The following is a 16,902-nucleotide window of genomic DNA, read 5'->3' on the forward strand; positions in this document are numbered from 1 at the left end:
CCCTGACGCGAACGGGGGAAAGTATGTCGCGCTGGAAAGAGCTGCCTGCAGACCTGCATCCACGCGTCCACCAACTGATCGTGCGCTTGCGCACACTGAAGGACCGCAGCGAGCTGAGCACCCGCCAGCTGGCCGCGAAGACCGGCTACAGCGCAAAGTCGTGGCAGCGGTATCTGAACGCCGCCGCACTGCCGCCCCGGGAGGCGGTGGCGGCGGTGGCCCGCATCGGCGGTGACGATCCGACCCGCCTGCTGGCACTGCGCGAGACGGCCGCGGAACGCTGGGCGGAGGGACGCGCGGTCACCGCCGGTGCCCCCGAGCGGCTCCCGGTGCCACCGGCGCCCCCGCCCGCGGAGCAGCGGTCGTACGGCCGCCGCGCGCGGGCCATGGTCATGGCGGGAGCGGTGGTCCTGGTGCTGTCCGTCTCCGCGGCGCTCCTGCTGGCCGTGCAGCTCGCCGACGCCCGCGCCCAGCTCGCGAAGGCCCGCACCGGCACCGGCGCGGCGGCCCCGACCACGGTGTCGGAGTCCCTGGTGCCGGTCGTCTACTCCTGCCGTCTTGAGCAGCGCGACGGCCGCTGGTACGCGGGCCTGAGCCGGACCACGGACGCCATCGTGGCGTACACCCACGTGGGGCCGGAAGTGGCAGAAGCGCAGTGCCTGTTGCGCCGGGCGGACGCAGCGCCCGGAGACATCGACGGCGTCTTCGGCCCGAAGACGCAGCGCGCCGTCGAGCGCGTCCAGACGCGGAACGGCCTGGTCGTGGACGGTGTCGTCGGCCCGCACACCTGGCAGGCCCTGCGGGAGGCGACGCCCGAGTGACCACGGAGCACACCCCGCTGGTCGCGGCGCTGCGGGAGCTGAGAGCCCGTACGGGCCTGAGCCTGGCCGCGCTGGCGGAGCGGACGGCGTACAGCAAGTCCTCCTGGGAGCGCTATCTCAACGGCAAGAGCCTGCCTCCCCGGCAGGCCGTACGTGAGCTGTGCCGGGTCACGAACGAACCGGACGGGCGGCTGCTGGCCCTGTGGGAGATCGCCGAGTCGGACTGGAAGGGACGCGCGTCGGTCCTCGCCCCCGCCGCCGGGGAGCCACGGCCCGAACCGCGACCGCGGCCGCAGGAACCGCCGCCCCCGGAAGCCGAGCAGCCGCGCGACCCCGGGAGCCGCGGGGTCCGGCTCGTGGCGGTGCTGGCGTCGGTGTACACGCTGCTCGCCGGTGGTGCGGCCCTGGTGCTCTTCCTGCTGCCGGCCCGGGACGCGGCGGACGACGAACCGCTGCCGGCCTCCGCCCCGCACTCCCTCGTCCCGGAATGCCATGGCGCCGCCTGCGAGGGCCGGGATCCGATGAGCCTCGTCTGCGGCGTCGGCCCCGCCACCCTCACCACGGCCCGCACCGCCACCGGCGCCCACGTGGAGCTGCGCTACAGCGAGGAGTGCGGTGCGGGCTGGGCCCGGACCTGGGGGACCCGGATCGGCGACCGGTTGGCGGTCACGGCGGACGGCCCGACCCACGACGTGCGCGTCAGGAACGAAGACGACACGGAAACCTACGTCTACACCGGGATGACCGCGGTCCACCCCGGCAGCACCGTCCGGGCCTGCTTCCGGCCCGCGTCGGCCGACGGCGAACGGGAGTGCGTCGAGGCCCGCGTGGGCGGGACCGCCGCGACGACCCGCCCGCACGCACCCACGTAGCGTCAGGTCGCCCCGGCCCATGCCGCCCACGCGGTACCGGGCCGGTAGCGCTACCAGGCAGCTCCACGGGGACGACCTCCTGCGCTACCAGGAGGAACACCGGGGAGGAGAGTCCCCTCCGGCCGGCCGGCCGGCGGCCAGGGGGGAAGGACCTTGGATCTGTCCTGGTGCAGGCCGCCTTCCGTAACCGGCTGAAACGCCGTTCTCAGAGGGCCCGCAGCGCGTACCCGCCGGTGAGCACAAGGGTGTACGGCGATGCGAGCCGGGGAAAAGCGTCCTCCCACACGGTGCGTACCGTGTGGCCGACGAGCGTGCGCAGCACCGGCCACAGCCGGAGGAGCAGATCGGGCGAGCCTCCGTACGGAGGGAGCGGGGCGGTGGGTCCAGGTGAGCCGGTCGGGCTGAAGGCGAGGCTCGGGCTGCTGATCGTGACGCTCGTTTGACGCTCTGAGCGCCCGTGCGATGGGCAAGTGAGTCGGATGGTGGCCCTGACCTGGTTCGACGCGCCGCAGTGGGGACAACCGATCTTCTGCAGATTCTGACCACAGTCGACAACGGTGAGCGTGTCGTGCCAGGTGACGTCGATCTCGGCGGGCTGCCAGCGGGGGTCGGTCGGAATGACGGAGAGGACATCGTCACTCATGAGCTCACTCGATTCGTCGGGCGGGAACCTCATCCGGGCGACGTGATGCTCCTGAACGCGCATTCGGATGGCAGGTTCCCAATATCGACCGAAAGGTGAGTGTTACAACCTTCAACAAGACATACCGGCAAGCCATGAACCAGTCTCTAGCGCTTGAACAGAACGGTTACAGTGGCCTGTGGGAAGTCCCCACTGCGGCTGAGGCCGCACGGGCTCGAAAAGTCCTCGGCGGCCTTCTGATAACCAACATTCGAGTGAGGGTCGTGCCATGATGGATGTCAACAAGGTTCTGGTTCGCGCATTCGTAAACGTCGTCGCCTCGGTCGAATTGACGGACGATGACGATATTGATCCGGATGTCGCAACGGACATTCTCGAACCAGCTGCCGCCCTGTTTCGTGATCTCTCGGAAGAGGGGCGTCGGGAAGTTGCTTCCCTGATCCTTGAGTGCGCAGAACTGGAAGAGAATCCGGAGCGCAGGAGGGTGATTATGGGGTTTCCGGAAGCTATTGGTCTTCTCGGTGAAGAATGATCAGCGGAGAGTGAAGTGTAACCTCTTCTCGATCCCAAAATCGTCGCATCGGTAGCAAAGTCGAAGCCCCGTCAGGCGAGTGGCGGGGCTTCTGCGTGGGGTGACGGCAGTAGTTGACGGCAACGTCAGGGACGAGGGCGGCGCAGGGTGGCGGTTCACCGTCTCGCCGATCTCCGGGCTGCCGAGCGCCTTACCCTCGCTGTTTTGGTTGGGATGGTGCGGACGCGGGGCGGAAGTATGAAAGTGCCCTCCGAGCTGGGACGATGAACCTTGTCGAGGGGTTCTGTCGGTCCAAGCAGAAGGCACTTTCCGCGTGCAGGGTATCGGTTCTTGTCCCAAGCTCGATGTCTCCGCTGACGGTTCCGGTGTGGTCGGGCACGCCGGGGCACGGGTGCTGGCTGATCTTGCCGATGCCACCGGGCTGACAGGCGCGTACTCCACCGCGCGCAGATCCCCGACGCTCACCGGCACGGCACCGACATCCTCGTCCGCGCCGACAGTGCCGGATCCGCGAAAGCCTTCCTCGCCCACGTCCGCGACATGCGGAAACGAGGAATCCGTAACTTCTTCTCGGTCGGATACGCCATCACCGAGCCGGTCCGCCGAGCTGTCCGGGCCATGCCCGACCGCTTCTGGCATCGAGCCCTGGACCAGGACGGGACGCTGCGTGACGGCGCCGAGGTCGCCGAGCTGACCGGCATGGTCGATCTGGGCGGCTACCCCGACGGCACCCGCATCATCGTGCACCGGGAGCGGCCGCACCCCGGAGCCCAGCTGTCCCTCTTCGACCAGGACGAAGGCCTGCGCCACCAGGTGTTCCTCACCGACACCCCATACTCCGGCGGCGGATCCGCCCAGTTCCTGAAAGTCCGCCACCGTGGGCACGCCACCGTCGAAGACCACATCCGGTGCGGCAAGACCACAGGCTTCGGCCGCCTCCCCTCCCGCGACTTCGCCATCAACGCCGTCTGGCTCGAACTCAGCCTCGCGGCGATCGACCTGCTGGCCCGGACGCGCGTCCTGCTGCTGGACGGCGAACTCGCCTCTGCCGAGCCGAAGAAGCTTCGCTACCGGCTCCTGCACGTTGCCGCCCGCCTCACCGGCGGCGGCCGACGCCTGCGTTTGCGGATATCAGCGACCTGGCCCTGCAGAAACGAACTGGCCACGGCCTTCCATCGCCTCGCCGCACTGCCCCGTCCCGCCGACTGACCGGCAAACCCCTGACCGCCCACGACCCGAAGGACCTGGAGAACCCAACCACCGCGCCGGGTCTCCACCATGCCCGAACACCGAAATCGCCTCGGCCCACCCGACCGCTACCCCTCAACAACACCTCATCGCCGCAACTGAAACAGCGAGGCTAGGGCCAGGCTGGTGCCAGCAAGACAGCCGTCGAGCTATGGCCCGAACACTGCCGCTCAATACGGCAAGAAGACTCTCGGCGGTCTGTCCACGCCATGTCTGTGCGCGCTCGAACCGGATACCTCGTCAGGCGGCCTTGTGCAGCACCGCTGTGTAGGAGAGCGGTTCCTGCCGGGATGCATCGTGCGCGTGGCGGAAGGGCGTGACGTTCGATACCGCCCAGCCGGCGGCCTCGGCGATGGCGGCGAGGTCCGCGGGGTCGCAGAACAGGTAGGTGAACCACGGTGTGGCGGTGGTCCGGTAGCGGATACGCATCCGCAGTTCGCCAGGGAGCCTGCCGAGACTGCGGTTGCGTGCCACGTACGCGGCGTTGTCCCCGGTGCCGACGACCGGGCGGCGGCCCTCGGCGAGGATCACCGCCTCGGGGCTCGTGATCGCGTGCAGCTGCCGGAGAATGCGGGTCCCGACGGCCGTGGAGCCCAGCAGCCCGACGTTGTTGCCCAGCAGCAGCACGGTGTCGAACGGCGGCGAGCCGCGGAACAGGGTGCCCACGGCCTCCAGTTCGCCGAGGACCCGTGCCGTGATGCCTCGCTGCTCGCACAGTTCGAGCGCCAGGGGCGAGTTGTCGAAGGCCGCCACGTCGTGGCCCTTCGCCGCCAGGTGTGCGGCGTGCCTGCCGGCACCCGCACCCGCGTCGAGGACGCGCCCCCTGGCCCGGTCGAGCAGTTCGCGCATCGCTGCCGGCCAGTCCTGCTCCTCGTCCAGCCACTGCGCCGAACCGGAGGGGACGAGCAGGCCGTCGGACCGCTCGACGAACGCCATCACCGGGCGTGCGAGCTGCACCGCATCGGACAGTTGCATGCCGAACGCGTCTCCGAGGCCGGGTCCTTCCCCGGTCTCGTCAGCCCCTGGGTTCACGGGAGTCCTTTCCGTTGCTGCCGGGATTGCGCGACGGGCCGACGGAGCAGCGGAGGGGAAGACGTTTGGGTCCGCCGGAGAAGGTTGTGCTGATCAGTTCCGGCGGCCCCGCCGGCTCCACGGACACGAGCCGGGGCAGGAGTTCGGCGAAGAATGCCCGTATCTCCATGCGCGCCAGCGCGGCACCCAGGCAGTGGTGCACCCCGAACCCGAAGGCCAGATGCCTGTTGGGGCGCCGTCGGATATCGAACTCGCCCGGTCTTTCGAAGACCGCCGCGTCGCGGTTGGCCGAGGGGTAGGAAAGCAGCAGGGATTCCCCCTTTCTTATGCGCACATCCCGCAGCACGTAATCCTCGGCGGCCGTGCGCATGAACGCCTTGACCGGGGTGACCCAGCGGGTCATCTCCTCCACCGCGGGGTCCAGCAGCCCCGGATCTTCGCGGAGTAGGTGCAGCTGCGCGGGGTGGTCGATCAGTGCCCGCAGGCCACCCGCGATCGTGGCGCTGGCAGTGTCGTGTCCCGCTGCGACGATGATGATGTAATAGGCGAGGGTTTCCCGCCGGGTGAGTTCCCGCCCTGCGACGTGGGCGTTGGCGATGACCGAGGCGAGGTCGTCCGCGGGGCTGGTGCGGCGGTGCGCCGCCAGCCGCGAGAAGTACCGGTAGAAGTCGTCCATCGCCGCTTTCCTGGCCGGTGGCGGCAGGGAACGCCGGGCGGCCGGAGTGAAGCGGAAGACCGCCTCGTGCTCGCGCTCCGGGATGCCGAGCAGGGCCAGCAGGACCCGGAGGGCGTAGACATCCGACACCTGCCCGACGAACTCGCAGGAGTCCCCGTGTTCGGCCATGCGGTCGACGGCCCGCTCCGCGCACGTGCGCACCGTGACGTCGAAGCGGCTCAGGGCCGGGGGCCGGAAGAAGTCCGCGGTGACCGACCGCAACGTGCGGTGTGCCTGGCCGTCGAGGTGGACGAGGGGGCGCAGACCCAGGTTGCGCTGCTCTCGCAGCCTGTTCATCTCATCGGCGCCGCGGGTGACGAGCATGGGCCGCGGGCCGTTCAGGAAGACGTCGCTGCGGCGCTCGACCTCCTGAATGTCGGCATGCCGGGTGACGGCCCAGAAAGGGTTGTAGCCGGGCGCGTCGACCCAGTGCACGGGAGATTCACGACGTAGCAGTGACAGTGCCCGATACAGCCGATCGTCATCGGCATAGGCGCTGGGGTCGGCAAGCGTGCGTCCGGCCTCGGTGATGTTCATGGACACGCCCTCCACACTGGCAGTGGGACGCGGCCGGATCAATATCGCGGGACCCTCTCCATTCGCGTATCTCGGGCGTATGCGGCGTGTATGCGGGTACGGGAGAATGTGCATCATGGTTCGCCAGCGAAATGCGCCCATGCTCGATCTCGGAACCGTCAACACCTGCATGAAAAAACTGGGTTTCGGTGCGGTGGCTCCGGAATCTGTCAGGGCTTATCCGGGCCGCCGGGACAAATGTTCGGGAATCACGTCCGACGGTCGCGGCGTCTTCGTCAAGCGGGAAAGCCCCGCCGGCCTGGAACGTGTTCGGGCCGTCGAGGGCATGCACCTCCCGGGCCTCCGCCGGCCTCTGCTGCTCGGCACGGTCGAAGAAGAGGACATCGTGGTCTACGAGCTGCTGGAGCCGGCCGTCGCGGGCGACGAGCTGGTGCGGGAGAGCCGGTTCGGGCCGGAGTGCGCCCGGCGCGTGGGCGAGGCCCTCGCCTCTCTCCACGAGGCGCCGCTTCCGCAAGCGTACGACGACGTGTCACTCGACCCCGGCACTCTGCCGTTTCCGCCGGTGGAAGGGCTGGAGGCGCTCCCGGTTCCGTGGTTTGCGGCAGCGAGCGGGGCGGTGCTGGAGCTGTGGCGGCTCATCCAGCGGGACGCGCGGGTCTGCGAGGCCGTACGGGGCCTGCGCAGCCGGGAGCGCTCGGCTCTGCGCGTGCCGGCCCACTGTGATGTCCGGTTCGACCAGTTCCTGTTCGTCGACGGTGCGGCGTATCTCGTGGACTGGGAGGAGTTCCGCCTCGCCGATGCCGCCCGTGACGTCGGCGCGTTCCTGGGCGAGTGGATGTATCACGCCCTGCGGACGGCACACCGCGCCGAGCCGGGGGAGGAGCGCTCCGTCGGCGGCGCGGCGGACGTGGTGGCCGAACTGCGGCGGGTTCAGCCGCTGGTCGCGTCGTTCTGGCTCGGCTACCTCGCCGTCCGTGCGACGGACGATCCCGGACTGCCGCGGCGGGCCACGGCCTTCGCCGGCTGGCACGTGCTCGACCGGCTGCTGACTGACGTCGCCACCCTCCCGCGCCTCAGGACAGCCCATCACACGGCGTTCGGATTCGCCCGTACGACCCTGGTGTCGTCCGGAGACCTCGCGCACCTCATGGGGCCGGAGCCGGCCGGTGCCGCGCACGTCTGACGCCCTGCCCGAGGCCATCGGGAGCGCGCTGGAGAACGTGTCCGTCCGCCCGGACGGTCACTCCGCGCTTGCCTGGGGAGCGGAGATCGCCGCCCGAAACCCCCGTCACCTGCGGATGATGCTGAAGATCGCCGTCTACGAGCACCTGCACGCAGGGCTCTCACCGAGCCCGGAGATCTGGAGGTCCGGCGCCCCGCGGGACACCGGCCTTGAGTCCCGGCTCCTGGCCGCCATGCCCCACCACGACACGGTCGCGCGCGCGAGACCGCGTGAGTGGCGGGCCGGAGAGCTGGTGGCCGACATCGACGGGGTGCGCGTCCGCGTGCCGGCCGGGCGTGTTCTGGATGCGGCCGGGGCGGACGACGTCAGCCTCGCGCTGCCCGCCGCCCGGCCCGCCCTGTCCCCCGGCTACTTCCTGGCCGACGGGAGCAGGGGCGGCCCGCGGGGACGGCCCCGGCTTCGGGTGTACGTGCACCTGGCCGGCCTCCCGTCCGTGCCCGCCGTGTGGTCGGCGGTGCTGCACTGCCTGGAGGGCCAGGGCGTCCCGTACCGGGCCAAGGTCAGTTCCTCGCCGGCGCTCCTGCCGCGCCGCGACGGACTGATCGTCTACCTCGGATCCGAGGGCCGGCGCGCGGCGGCGGAGGTGTCGTCGTCGCTCGCGGGCGTCGAGGGCGTGGGCACGGACGTCTCGGCGTTCGCCGCGCGACTCGCACCGGGTGTCGCCGCCGCCTGGGAACCGCCGGCGGCGGGCGGGGCCGGCCACCGGCCGAGCTTCGGTGAGCACCGTGCCCTGGCGGTGGCCGACGGGCTGGTGGACCACGCCGTCGGCAGGTACGAAGGGCCGAGGGCAGCGGCCGTTGCGGCGGCCCTGCGCGAGGCCGGCATCGACCCGCGCGCGCCGTACCGGAACCTGGACTCGCCGCCGCTGGATCTCATCCCGCCCGGTTGCGAGGCGGTTGTGGATCGAGCGAGCCGGTGAGGATCCGCTGCTGGAGTGTCCTGAGGGACTGCATGGGCTCCAGGCCCAGCTCGGATACGAGGTTCTCGCGCAGCGTCTGGTAGACATCCAGCGCCTCGCGGCGGTATCCGGCGCGGTAGTAGGCCGTCATCAGCAGGGCGTGGACCTGCTCCCGCAGCGGGCACTCGGCCGCGAGGGAGCCGAGTTGCAGGATCGCGTCGGAGTGACGTCCGCTCGCCATCAGGACCTCGCAACGCTCCTCGAACGTGCGCAGACGCAGCTCCCCGAGACCGGCCGCCTCCGCCTCCAGCAAGCCGCCGCTGACGCCGCCGAGCGCGGCACCGCGCCACAGTCCCATCGCCGCGTCGTACTCGCTGATCGCGCGGTCCAGGCGCAGTGCCGCCGAGGAGCGGCGTGCCTGCTCCACCAGTGAGGAGAAGCGGTCGAGATCCAGTTGGCCGTCCGTCACCCGCAGGGTGTAGCCGGCCGGCCGGGTGACCAGTGTGTTCGGCGGGGCGTACCTGAGCTTCGTGCGCAGCTCCGACACGAGCGTGCGCACACGCGTGGCCGGCGACGCCGGCGGCCGGTCCCCCCACAACGCCTCCACGATTCCCGACACGGAGACCCGCTCGTTGGCACGGAGCAGCAGCAGCGCGAGCAAAGAGCGCTGCTTGCCGTTCAGGGAGAGCCAGCGCCCCCCGACGCTGACCTCGACGACACCGAGAACCCGGTATTCCACTGGAGCGGTCACGGTCACCCACTGTGCCAACCGGGTCTTTCGGCGATCTTACGGTGATCTGTCCGACCGCGCGGGTGGTCGGCCGCCCGCCTCCGCGGTGCGTGCCCGGCGTCGGGAGTCGAGCTTCCGGACGAGGAGGTCTCCCAGGACCAGGTAGTCGATCTCCGTGCGCAGGAAACAGGTGAGCGCGTCCTCCGGAGAGGCGACGACGGGCTCCCCGGCCAGGTTGAAGGACGTGTTCACGAGACAGGGGACACCGGTGAGCGCGGCGAACGACCGCAGCAGCCGGGTGAGTTCCGGGTTCTGCTGTTCGTTCACCGTCTGGATCCTCGCCGTTCCGTCGACGTGGCAGGCCCCCGGGATCCGTTCGCGCCATTCCCTCCGCACCGGGAAGACGAAGGTCATGTACGGGGACGTCGCCTTCTTCCCCATCTCGAACACGGACGGGGCGGCCTCTTCGAGGACCACCGGGGCAAAGGGCCGGAACGGCTCGCGCCGCTTCACCCGGACGTTGATGACATCCTTGATGTCCGCGTGCTGCGGATTCGCCAGAATGCTGCGGTTGCCGAGGGCACGCGGCCCGTACTCGACGGCTCCCTGAAACCATCCGACGACGTTCTTCTCCAGCAGCAGCTTCGCCACCTCGTCCGAGACCGCGCCGCCGGGGATTTCGCGCCACGAGACCTCGTCGCGCCGGGCGGTCAGCGCGGCCAGGAGGTCGTCCTTGCCGTACGAGGGTCCCAGATAGGGCGAGTGCGCCGCCGCCGTGCCGCCGCGGCGGCTTCCCCTGTGCGCTCCCGCCACGTGGAGCGCGGCGCCGATGGCCACCCCGGGGTCGCTCGCGCCGAAGCTGACGTGCATGTCCGTGAACGGCGAGCGGTTGAGCATCTTGGTGTTGCTCACGCAGTTGAGCGCAAGCCCGCCCTCGAAGACCAGCGTGTCGAGGCCCGTCGCGGCGGCCAGTGCCCGTGTCTGGTGGGCCGTGACCGTCTCCACCAGGTGCTGCGCGGCGGCCGCCACCCGCACCCGGTAGTCGAAGTCCTCCCGCACATGGGGATTTCCGTCGAAGAGCATGTCGAACAAGGTGCCGCACGCCTTCGTGTCCGCCGGCGCGGAAATCGAGTAACCACCGTCCTCGTGGAGTTCCACGAGGCGCTCCAGGAACAGGTTGGGGCTCGGCGGCTCTCCGTAGCCGGCCAGCCCCATCACCTTGTATTCGTCGCTGTTGGGCACGAATCCCAGGTACCGGGTGACCTTCCCGTAGAAGAGGGCGAGGGAGTGCGACATGGCGACGGTTCCCTGGTCCAGCTGCCGGACCACACCGTCGCGGATCTCTCCCATGATCGCGGAGGCGTGCTCGGCGCGTCCGTCGCTCACCAGGAACGCCGCGTCCCTGACGCCGCACATGTGGTAGCCGCACATCGCGTGCGCGATGTGGTGCGGCACCGGGACGAGCTGGTTGGGGTCGACGTCGTATCCGGTGCGCTCCACGAAGTCCGCGTGGAGCGCCTCCTTGCCCAGCATGCCGGTGTACAGCTCGCCGAGCCGGCGCAGGTGGTCGAACGCGCCGCTCAGGGGCATTCTCGCCCGCAGCACCTCCTCTATCATCCCCTCGACGACCGGCCGGGAGAAGCGCCAGGGAAAGGCGAAGGCGTCGACCTCCTCGACCGAGAGCCCCGCATGGGCAAGGCACCACGCAATCGCCCGGGCCGGGAAATCGGAGGTCTTCTTCTCGCGGCTGAGCCGCTCCTCCTCGACCGCGGCGACCAGCTCGCCGTCGACGACCAGCGCCGCCGCCGCGTCGTGGCCGATCAGCAGATGCCGGTCCACACCGGTGGCGCCGTAGTGCCGGCGGAACAACTCGGCAGCCTTGGTGAAGCCGTTGTATCCGAGGACAATCACGAAACCCTCCTCCACCTCCTCCGTCTCCCGGGGACAAGGCGCCGCCACCGGCTGTGGCAGCGCCTTGCTCCCGGTCCGCCCGGGTCTACTTAGGCCCGGGGTCTTCCCACGCCAGGCAGTCCTGGGTGCAGCAGTAAGGGCTCGTGGGCCAGCAGTCGGTCCAGCCCGGGCTCTCCTCGACACCCCGCAGCGCGGTGGCGACGAGCTCCTCCCAACTGGCCTCCGGTGCCTGCCCGGTGGTCTGTTCGAGGTCCGCGGTCTCGGTCGGCATCTCTTCTCCCTCCTCTCGCCTCTCGGTTGGTTACCAGGCATCGATCGGCCACCCGGCGTGACGGGTACCGGATCGACAATCAGGTGCCGCCGGGTCAGGCGGCGTCGTAGCCCAACTCGGCGGCGAGACGGCTCATCCGTCTCACCATCTCCTCCGGCAGTCCCCACGCCGGGTCGAAGCGCACCGGGCCGGGGTCCGGTACCGGCCGCAGCCGAGGGTGTGCCAGGAAGGTGTGGTCGCCTCCGTACAGCTGTCCAGAGGCGCCGAATCCGGTGAACCGCCATCCTTCCGTCCGCAGCATCCGCGCGATCACGGCCTCGCTCTTGTCCAGGTCGAGCCAGTCGAGAACGGCGGGCAGCAACGCCTCGGGCTCGCGCAGCAGGTCCTCGCCGCGGACCCGCATCCATTGGCCGGCGGGCAGAGCGGCCAGCCGGTCCCTGATGCGGCTGTGCGACAGGTACCACGAGGTGGCCGCGCCCACCACACGGGCGGTGCGGTTGGCGGGTTCGGGAAGCTGTTCGTGCATGGAGCGCTGTGTCGTCACGGGATGGCGCGTCAGGTGCAGGTACCTGGCGTCCGGGTAGTGGCTCAGGCACCGTGCGAACGCCGCCTCGGTGCCCACGGTGTCCGGCGACTTCTCCGCACCGACGAGCGGGCTGACCGCCTCCAGGAGGTGCGCCAGGACTCGGTGCATCGGCCATCCGGCCCGGTGGGTCAGCCACGTGTGCGCGCGGACGACGGCGTCCTCGGTCTGCACGCCCTCGTGGACCTCGGCTATGGCCCGGCACACTCCGCTCATCCGCCCCCTGCGGAACTTCTCGGGGTACCGCTCCTTCTCCGTACCGTCGCCCACCAGGTCGCCCACCGTCGCGTTGGCGAAGACCAGCAGCTCCGGGAACCCGTACACCTGCGGGTGGCCGGCGAGAAGGGCCACAGCGACCGTCGAGAACGAGCGAGGCGGCGCGAGCACGAAGACGGGCTCCGGATGCGTTCGGCGCTCCGGCCGGCCCGGTTGCACCTGCGACGGCCCGGTCATAGGGGCGCCTCCTCGGCGTGGCCTACGGCCAGGGTCAGCAAGTGGCGCATGTCGGCCCGCTGCCGCCGCGCGGCTACGGTCGCGGGGTGGCAGCTCCTGCCGAAGACGCGGCCGCCCAGCCCCGCCGACAGCGCGGCCAGCCACAGGGCGTGTCCCAGCGCGCCCGCCCCCACGAGGTGCCGGGCGTAGTCGGCCCGGGCGCCGCGGACCGACCCGCAGACGAGGAAGAGGACGGCGGCATCGGTGTAGTAGTCGGACAGCAGGGGCAGCCAGGACTCGTCGGCCAGCGGCTCCGTCGCCCCCGCCGTGGCATAGATGCCCCGGAAGTCCCGTTCCGCCGACCGGCGGACGGCGATGACGGCGTACTCCGGCTTCCCCGCGGGGGCGGGCCGGACCAGCCCGTGCGTCGCGAAGGCGGCGGTCAGCAGCGGTTGCAGCTGCTCCCCGGCAGCCGGTTCCGCGGTGAACTCGTGGATCGTGCGGCGCCGGGAGAACATCTCTCCCAGGGCCGGGGGCCGTGGCGGGCCGCCGCCGTCCGGGGGCCCTTCGGCCGGCTGCGGCCGGCCGGCGGCGGAACTCGCGGCCGGCGCACGGCGGCGTACGTCGTCCACATGATCCACCGCGTCGGCGAGGCGCAGCAGCGTCATAGGTCCTCACCCCGCGCCGTTCCCGCCACGCCCACCACTGCCGCGACGCATTCGGAGGCCGGATCCAGCTGCAACACGTCCGCCAGATCGTCAGCCCACGTCGACGCGAAGGAAGCGCGCAACCCGTATCCGCGCGCGGCGGCGGCCAGTTGCATCGCCGTGAATCCGGCATCCAGGTGGGCCAGCCGCCACGAGAAGCTTCCGTACCTCGGCAGCAGCCGCCCGACCGTGGCCACGAGCACGATCGCCGCGTCCACGTCGGCCGCGTTCGGTCCGGTGGCCCCCAGCGCGCTCTTCAGCGGTACCGCGTCCGCCCGGACGGAGAGCATGCGGTGACCCATGTCGTCGTACGCGAAAACCGTGCCCGGCAGTCCGAAGGGGTCGGACTCCGCCACCACGTACAGCTCGACGGAGCCGAGGCCCCCTCCGCTGGGTGCCCACCGCCGGGTTCCGGCCTCCTCGGTACCCGCGCCGCGATACCCCGCGGCCCAGGTGAGGAGACCGGCCAGCTTGGCGCGCCCCACGGGCGACGTTCCCTTCGGGGGCCGGTCCCCGTCCAGCGGGGGCAGGTCGGGCTCGGGCGGCAGCCCGCGGGCCGGCACCGACATCCGCCGGGGGCGCTGCCGCCGCAGCGCTTCGAGCTGCTGCTTCTCGGGCGCCAGCAGGCGTGGCTTCGCGTTGAGCCCGGGTGGTGGCAGGGCCTGGTACCACTCGTAGCCCTCGATGAGCCGTGCCTGCTCGTCGGGCACGTCGGGCTCGCCGGACTCGTCGTGCCCGTCCGGCCGCTCCGTCTCCACGCCGCAGTCGTCGTGCGGTACGAAGAGGTAATGCTCGGTCGCCCAGTCGGAAAGGGAGACCCGCATCAGAGTGTTCAGCGAGCCCACCGCGGTCGTGGCCGCGAGCACCGCCAGCACCTCCGTGGCCGCCACCCCCGCCAGCAGCTCCCGCGTGCCGGTTCCGCCGTGCGTGAGAACCATGCCGCCCGCGTCGTGGTCCCGCCGGAAGCAGGCGACGCACGCGGAGTCCGCGGCACAGAACAGGGGCCCCGCCTCCACCGCGTCCTCGGCGAAGGCGATGCGCAGCACCGGAACGCCGCCGGAGTGGGCGGCCCGCACGAGTGAGTCCAGGGCTTCCGGCCGCCCGGGCACGTCGAGGACGACCGCCAGGGAGCTTTCCGCCGGGTCGCCGGCCGTCTCGACCGCCCCCACACCGCTCGCCGTGAGGTCCTCACGCAACCGGCTCGCGAACTCCTCGTCACCGTCGACCGCGAGCAGCACCCGCGCACCGGCGAGTTCGTGGAGCAGCTCCCCTGTGCCACCGCGTCCGCGCGTGGGGGCGAGGAGACGGGAGTGGAAGACCACGCTTTCCTCCGGCACCCCGCCCGGCGGGCGGGTGCCGCCCTCGATGACCCCCCAGTCGTCCAGCAGCCGCACCGCTTGCCGAACGCGCGCTGGTACGACCGAGAGCTGCGCGCACGCGTCGGCCACACGGTGCTCGCCGTCCAGGAACGGCAGCAGGCGGGGCACGAACGCCTTCGCCGCCTCCCCTTCCAGCAGGATGCGATGGGGTCCCCCCTCGATCACCACTCCCGCCGGTGCGGTGACCACCACCAGACCGCGGCAGAGCGCGGGCAGCCGTTCGGAATCGCTCACGGCCGCACCTCCCCGGCCTGCCGGGCGATCGGCGCGGCGGCAGCGGGAACAGCGCCGCCCTCCGCGGTCGGCAAGGAACGTGCGCGTCGTCCGCCGCGTTCCTCCTCCGCCAAGGCCATCCGCAGGCTCCCCGGGTCGTGCCCCACGCCGAAGTCGCCGCATCGGGGGCAGTCGTGCCACGGCACGACGTGATACGTATCCACGCCCCACGCCCCGAGCCGGATGACCGTCACCTCGCCCGCCCGCCCCCTTTGGAGGACACCGGCCGCGACCGCGGCGGCCAGCCGGGCGTGGTGGGGAAGGTGGCCGCCGGGGCCGCGGTCGGGATGCTCGTCGTAGGCCGTGTGCAGGGCCGCCGTCAGCGCCTGCTGCCGGTCGTGCTGCCGGCGCCGCTCCCGGTAGCACCTGAAGCAGGGCCCCTGCGGCGGGCGTACCAGAGGACCGACCCGTACGACGCTGTTCTCCATGACGACGGGCAGCCAGGACGTCGAGGTCCGGTAGGCGAACTCGTCGACCAGCTCTGTCAGACCGGGCAACGGACGCCACGCGGCCACCACCACCACCCCGCCCGGCGATCCGTCGAGCCCACGCAGGAGATCCGCCTCGCCCCTCGTCTCCGCGTCCGGCAACTGCGCCGCGAGCAGGCGAGCGGTGCGCTCGCCGAAACCCCCGACGCCCCTCACACGTACGGCACTGGCCACGGGTTCAGCTCCTCCTCCGGACGGCTCGGGAATCCCATCTGCTTGGGTGCGGCGTACAGCCGCGGGTGTGCGCGGTACTGTCCGTACCGGTGGAACGTCAGCGGCTGGAGCGCCGGGACGATCACGCAGACGGCGGTCAGCCCCGCCTCCCGCAGCTCGCTGGTGGTCCTGTCCACGGCGACGACCTGCTGGCCACGCGCCGCGAACCCTCCGACCAGGTGCCGCAGCGCCTCCCGCGCGTCCTCGGCGAGGACCGGCCCGTCCTCCCGGCGACGGGGCTCCCCCTGCGCGGAGCCGTCCTTGTGCTCCAGCAGGAACCCGAACGCGTGGCGCCGCTCCCGCGCCCCCAGCTCGTCCGCCCCCGCCATGATCAGGGAGTACCCGTCCCGGTCCGGCCGGTGGTGGAGGGCTCGCCCGGTGATCGACTCCAGGAGCGACTTCGCTGCCGCATCGGCCAGGCTGCGACCGGTGGCTACGGTCATGCTCTGGGCGCACCACTCGTCGTGCTCGGCCAGTTGCAGGCAGCAGACCGTGGGCACGCCCACGTCGGTGGTGGCGTCGAAGAAGAGCGTCTCGACGAACTGCCGGGCGCAGGCTTCCAGGAGCGTCGCCAACTCGCCTCCGGGGCTGCGGAACCGGACCGGGGGCAGCGGCAGCATCTGCAGCCAGGTGAGCGCGGCCGCATCGCGCTCGGCCACTTCACACAGGCCGCGGAGCACCGCTTCGGCCGGATCGGAGTGGACCGCGTACCCGGTGGAGATGCGGTGCCAGAAAGCCTCCGCTTCGAGTACCCGGCGTCTCCCGTAGCGTGCCATGACGGCCGGCACCCACATGTCATGACCGGAGACCAGTTCAAGGCCCCGCAGCCATCTGATGCTCTCCTCGGGATGGTAAGTGGATACGGGGCAGTGCCCGCTTTCGTACTCGCGGGGAGAACACCTGGGCAACGCCGTCATATCGAGGACCGGCCCGTCCAGTTCAGCTTCTCGGGCCGGCACGTCCAGCTCGCAGAGAAAGTCGGCGCCCGAATAGCGCTCCGCCGCCTCCGCGATGGCGATCAGCCGCGCGAGATCCGGTCTGCCCATGGCCCGGCCGGATCCGTTGAACTCTTCCGGCTGCTGGATCCCCGGAGCGGCACCGACCTGGCCCGCGGCCAGCGACAAACTCCCGAAGCCCCGTAGCTGCACCGCCGACGACACCCCGGAAATCACGCCGTAAGGAGACACGAGTTTCTCAAGCCGCGCTGCCAGAGCATCTGCGAACTCGGTCACTTCTGCACCTCTCCTTCGACAGGGAACACCATGGCGCCGACGCGTACGAATGAGATACGAATCGCGCACCCCATCGCTTTGCCGGCCGCCGCTTGATTTCCTCCGTGTGCACCCGTAGGTTCACCAAACCTCAGCCATGGCG

16 protein-coding genes and 1 pseudogene are annotated in these 16,902 nt (G+C 70.9%); 6 read left to right on the plus strand and 11 right to left on the minus strand.

Annotated features, from left to right (window positions below; translation table 11 throughout):
* Nucleotides 1-80 precede the first annotated feature (80 nt).
* Entirely contained in the window at nt 81-821 is a 741-nt protein-coding gene (locus ACHZ99_RS14075) for a peptidoglycan-binding protein (protein WP_420304874.1), read from the plus strand.
* Nucleotides 818-1,693, plus strand: a complete 876-nt coding sequence (locus ACHZ99_RS14080) for a DUF2690 domain-containing protein (RefSeq protein WP_420304875.1) — start codon at nt 818-820, stop codon at nt 1,691-1,693. The genes ACHZ99_RS14075 and ACHZ99_RS14080 overlap by 4 nt, the downstream gene beginning before the upstream one ends.
* A gap of 205 nt (nt 1,694-1,898) precedes the next feature.
* On the opposite strand, the gene ACHZ99_RS14085 is transcribed toward ACHZ99_RS14080, so the two are convergent.
* Entirely contained in the window at nt 1,899-2,336 is a 438-nt protein-coding gene (locus ACHZ99_RS14085; protein ID WP_420304876.1) for a hypothetical protein, read from the minus strand.
* A gap of 268 nt (nt 2,337-2,604) precedes the next feature.
* Between ACHZ99_RS14085 and ACHZ99_RS14090 the strand changes: the two genes are divergently transcribed.
* Together ACHZ99_RS14090 and ACHZ99_RS14095 are read left to right on the plus strand one after the other, a co-directional pair.
* A complete protein-coding gene (locus ACHZ99_RS14090; RefSeq protein WP_420304877.1) occupies nt 2,605-2,868 on the plus strand; it encodes a hypothetical protein in 264 nt (87 codons plus the stop codon).
* 447 nt (nt 2,869-3,315) lie between these two features.
* A pseudogene (locus tag ACHZ99_RS14095) lies at nt 3,316-4,077 on the plus strand (transposase); the annotation flags it as partial.
* Nucleotides 4,078-4,356: 279 nt separating this feature from the next.
* Here ACHZ99_RS14095 and ACHZ99_RS14100 read toward each other — a convergent pair.
* Nucleotides 4,357-5,091: a methyltransferase domain-containing protein gene (locus ACHZ99_RS14100; RefSeq protein WP_420304878.1), complete on the minus strand. Its 735-nt coding sequence runs from the start codon at nt 5,089-5,091 to the stop codon at nt 4,357-4,359.
* Nucleotides 5,092-5,131: 40 nt separating this feature from the next.
* On the minus strand, nt 5,132-6,400 hold the full coding sequence (locus ACHZ99_RS14105; RefSeq protein WP_420304879.1) for a cytochrome P450: 1,269 nt from the start codon (nt 6,398-6,400) through the stop codon (nt 5,132-5,134).
* Between the two features lie 115 nt (nt 6,401-6,515).
* On the opposite strand from ACHZ99_RS14105, the gene lxmK reads away from it, so the two are divergent.
* Both lxmK and ACHZ99_RS14115 read left to right on the plus strand, forming a co-directional pair.
* Nucleotides 6,516-7,583 carry a class V lanthionine synthetase subunit LxmK gene (gene lxmK, locus ACHZ99_RS14110; RefSeq protein WP_420304880.1) on the plus strand — a complete coding sequence of 356 codons (1,068 nt, stop codon included), beginning with the start codon at nt 6,516-6,518 and terminating at the stop codon, nt 7,581-7,583.
* Entirely contained in the window at nt 7,567-8,562 is a 996-nt protein-coding gene (locus ACHZ99_RS14115; protein WP_420304881.1) for a T3SS effector HopA1 family protein, read from the plus strand. Before lxmK ends, ACHZ99_RS14115 begins: the two co-directional genes overlap by 17 nt.
* On the opposite strand, the gene ACHZ99_RS14120 is transcribed toward ACHZ99_RS14115, so the two are convergent.
* From ACHZ99_RS14120 to ACHZ99_RS14155, 8 genes are all read right to left on the minus strand, one after another.
* Nucleotides 8,516-9,280, minus strand: coding sequence for an AfsR/SARP family transcriptional regulator (locus ACHZ99_RS14120; protein WP_420304882.1), 765 nt, complete (start codon nt 9,278-9,280; stop codon nt 8,516-8,518). The two genes, ACHZ99_RS14115 and ACHZ99_RS14120, sit on opposite strands and share 47 nt — an antisense overlap.
* A gap of 48 nt (nt 9,281-9,328) precedes the next feature.
* A complete protein-coding gene (locus tag ACHZ99_RS14125) occupies nt 9,329-11,182 on the minus strand; it encodes a carbamoyltransferase (protein ID WP_420304883.1) in 1,854 nt (617 codons plus the stop codon).
* Between the two features lie 85 nt (nt 11,183-11,267).
* Entirely contained in the window at nt 11,268-11,453 is a 186-nt protein-coding gene (locus tag ACHZ99_RS14130) for a hypothetical protein (RefSeq protein WP_420304884.1), read from the minus strand.
* Nucleotides 11,454-11,547: 94 nt separating this feature from the next.
* Complete coding sequence (locus ACHZ99_RS14135) at nt 11,548-12,489, minus strand: sulfotransferase family protein (protein ID WP_420304885.1); 942 nt, start codon at nt 12,487-12,489, stop codon at nt 11,548-11,550.
* Nucleotides 12,486-13,136 carry a nitroreductase family protein gene (locus tag ACHZ99_RS14140; protein ID WP_420304886.1) on the minus strand — a complete coding sequence of 217 codons (651 nt, stop codon included), beginning with the start codon at nt 13,134-13,136 and terminating at the stop codon, nt 12,486-12,488. Before ACHZ99_RS14140 ends, ACHZ99_RS14135 begins: the two co-directional genes overlap by 4 nt.
* Complete coding sequence (locus ACHZ99_RS14145) at nt 13,133-14,788, minus strand: nitroreductase family protein (RefSeq protein ID WP_420304887.1); 1,656 nt, start codon at nt 14,786-14,788, stop codon at nt 13,133-13,135. The genes ACHZ99_RS14140 and ACHZ99_RS14145 overlap by 4 nt, the downstream gene beginning before the upstream one ends.
* Nucleotides 14,785-15,489: a TOMM precursor leader peptide-binding protein gene (locus tag ACHZ99_RS14150; protein WP_420304888.1), complete on the minus strand. Its 705-nt coding sequence runs from the start codon at nt 15,487-15,489 to the stop codon at nt 14,785-14,787. Before ACHZ99_RS14150 ends, ACHZ99_RS14145 begins: the two co-directional genes overlap by 4 nt.
* A complete protein-coding gene (locus ACHZ99_RS14155; protein WP_420304889.1) occupies nt 15,468-16,760 on the minus strand; it encodes a YcaO-like family protein in 1,293 nt (430 codons plus the stop codon). Before ACHZ99_RS14155 ends, ACHZ99_RS14150 begins: the two co-directional genes overlap by 22 nt.
* Nucleotides 16,761-16,902 lie beyond the last annotated feature (142 nt).

It is taken from the genome of Streptomyces sp. MAR4 CNX-425 (genome assembly GCF_048656465.1).
Classification (GTDB): domain Bacteria; phylum Actinomycetota; class Actinomycetes; order Streptomycetales; family Streptomycetaceae; genus Streptomyces.

What these genes read in the sequence shown, in the direction of transcription:
- ACHZ99_RS14085 (WP_420304876.1), bottom strand. Translation starts at nt 2,336, where the DNA reads ATGAGTGACGATGTCCTCTCCGTCATTCCGACCGACCCCCGCTGGCAG.
- ACHZ99_RS14090 (WP_420304877.1), top strand. Translation starts at nt 2,605, where the DNA reads ATGATGGATGTCAACAAGGTTCTGGTTCGCGCATTCGTAAACGTCGTC.
- ACHZ99_RS14100 (WP_420304878.1), bottom strand. Translation starts at nt 5,091, where the DNA reads ATGCAACTGTCCGATGCGGTGCAGCTCGCACGCCCGGTGATGGCGTTC.
- ACHZ99_RS14105 (WP_420304879.1), bottom strand. Translation starts at nt 6,400, where the DNA reads ATGAACATCACCGAGGCCGGACGCACGCTTGCCGACCCCAGCGCCTAT.
- lxmK (WP_420304880.1), top strand. Translation starts at nt 6,516, where the DNA reads ATGGTTCGCCAGCGAAATGCGCCCATGCTCGATCTCGGAACCGTCAAC.
- ACHZ99_RS14130 (WP_420304884.1), bottom strand. Translation starts at nt 11,453, where the DNA reads ATGCCGACCGAGACCGCGGACCTCGAACAGACCACCGGGCAGGCACCG.
- ACHZ99_RS14135 (WP_420304885.1), bottom strand. Translation starts at nt 12,489, where the DNA reads ATGACCGGGCCGTCGCAGGTGCAACCGGGCCGGCCGGAGCGCCGAACG.
- ACHZ99_RS14140 (WP_420304886.1), bottom strand. Translation starts at nt 13,136, where the DNA reads ATGACGCTGCTGCGCCTCGCCGACGCGGTGGATCATGTGGACGACGTA.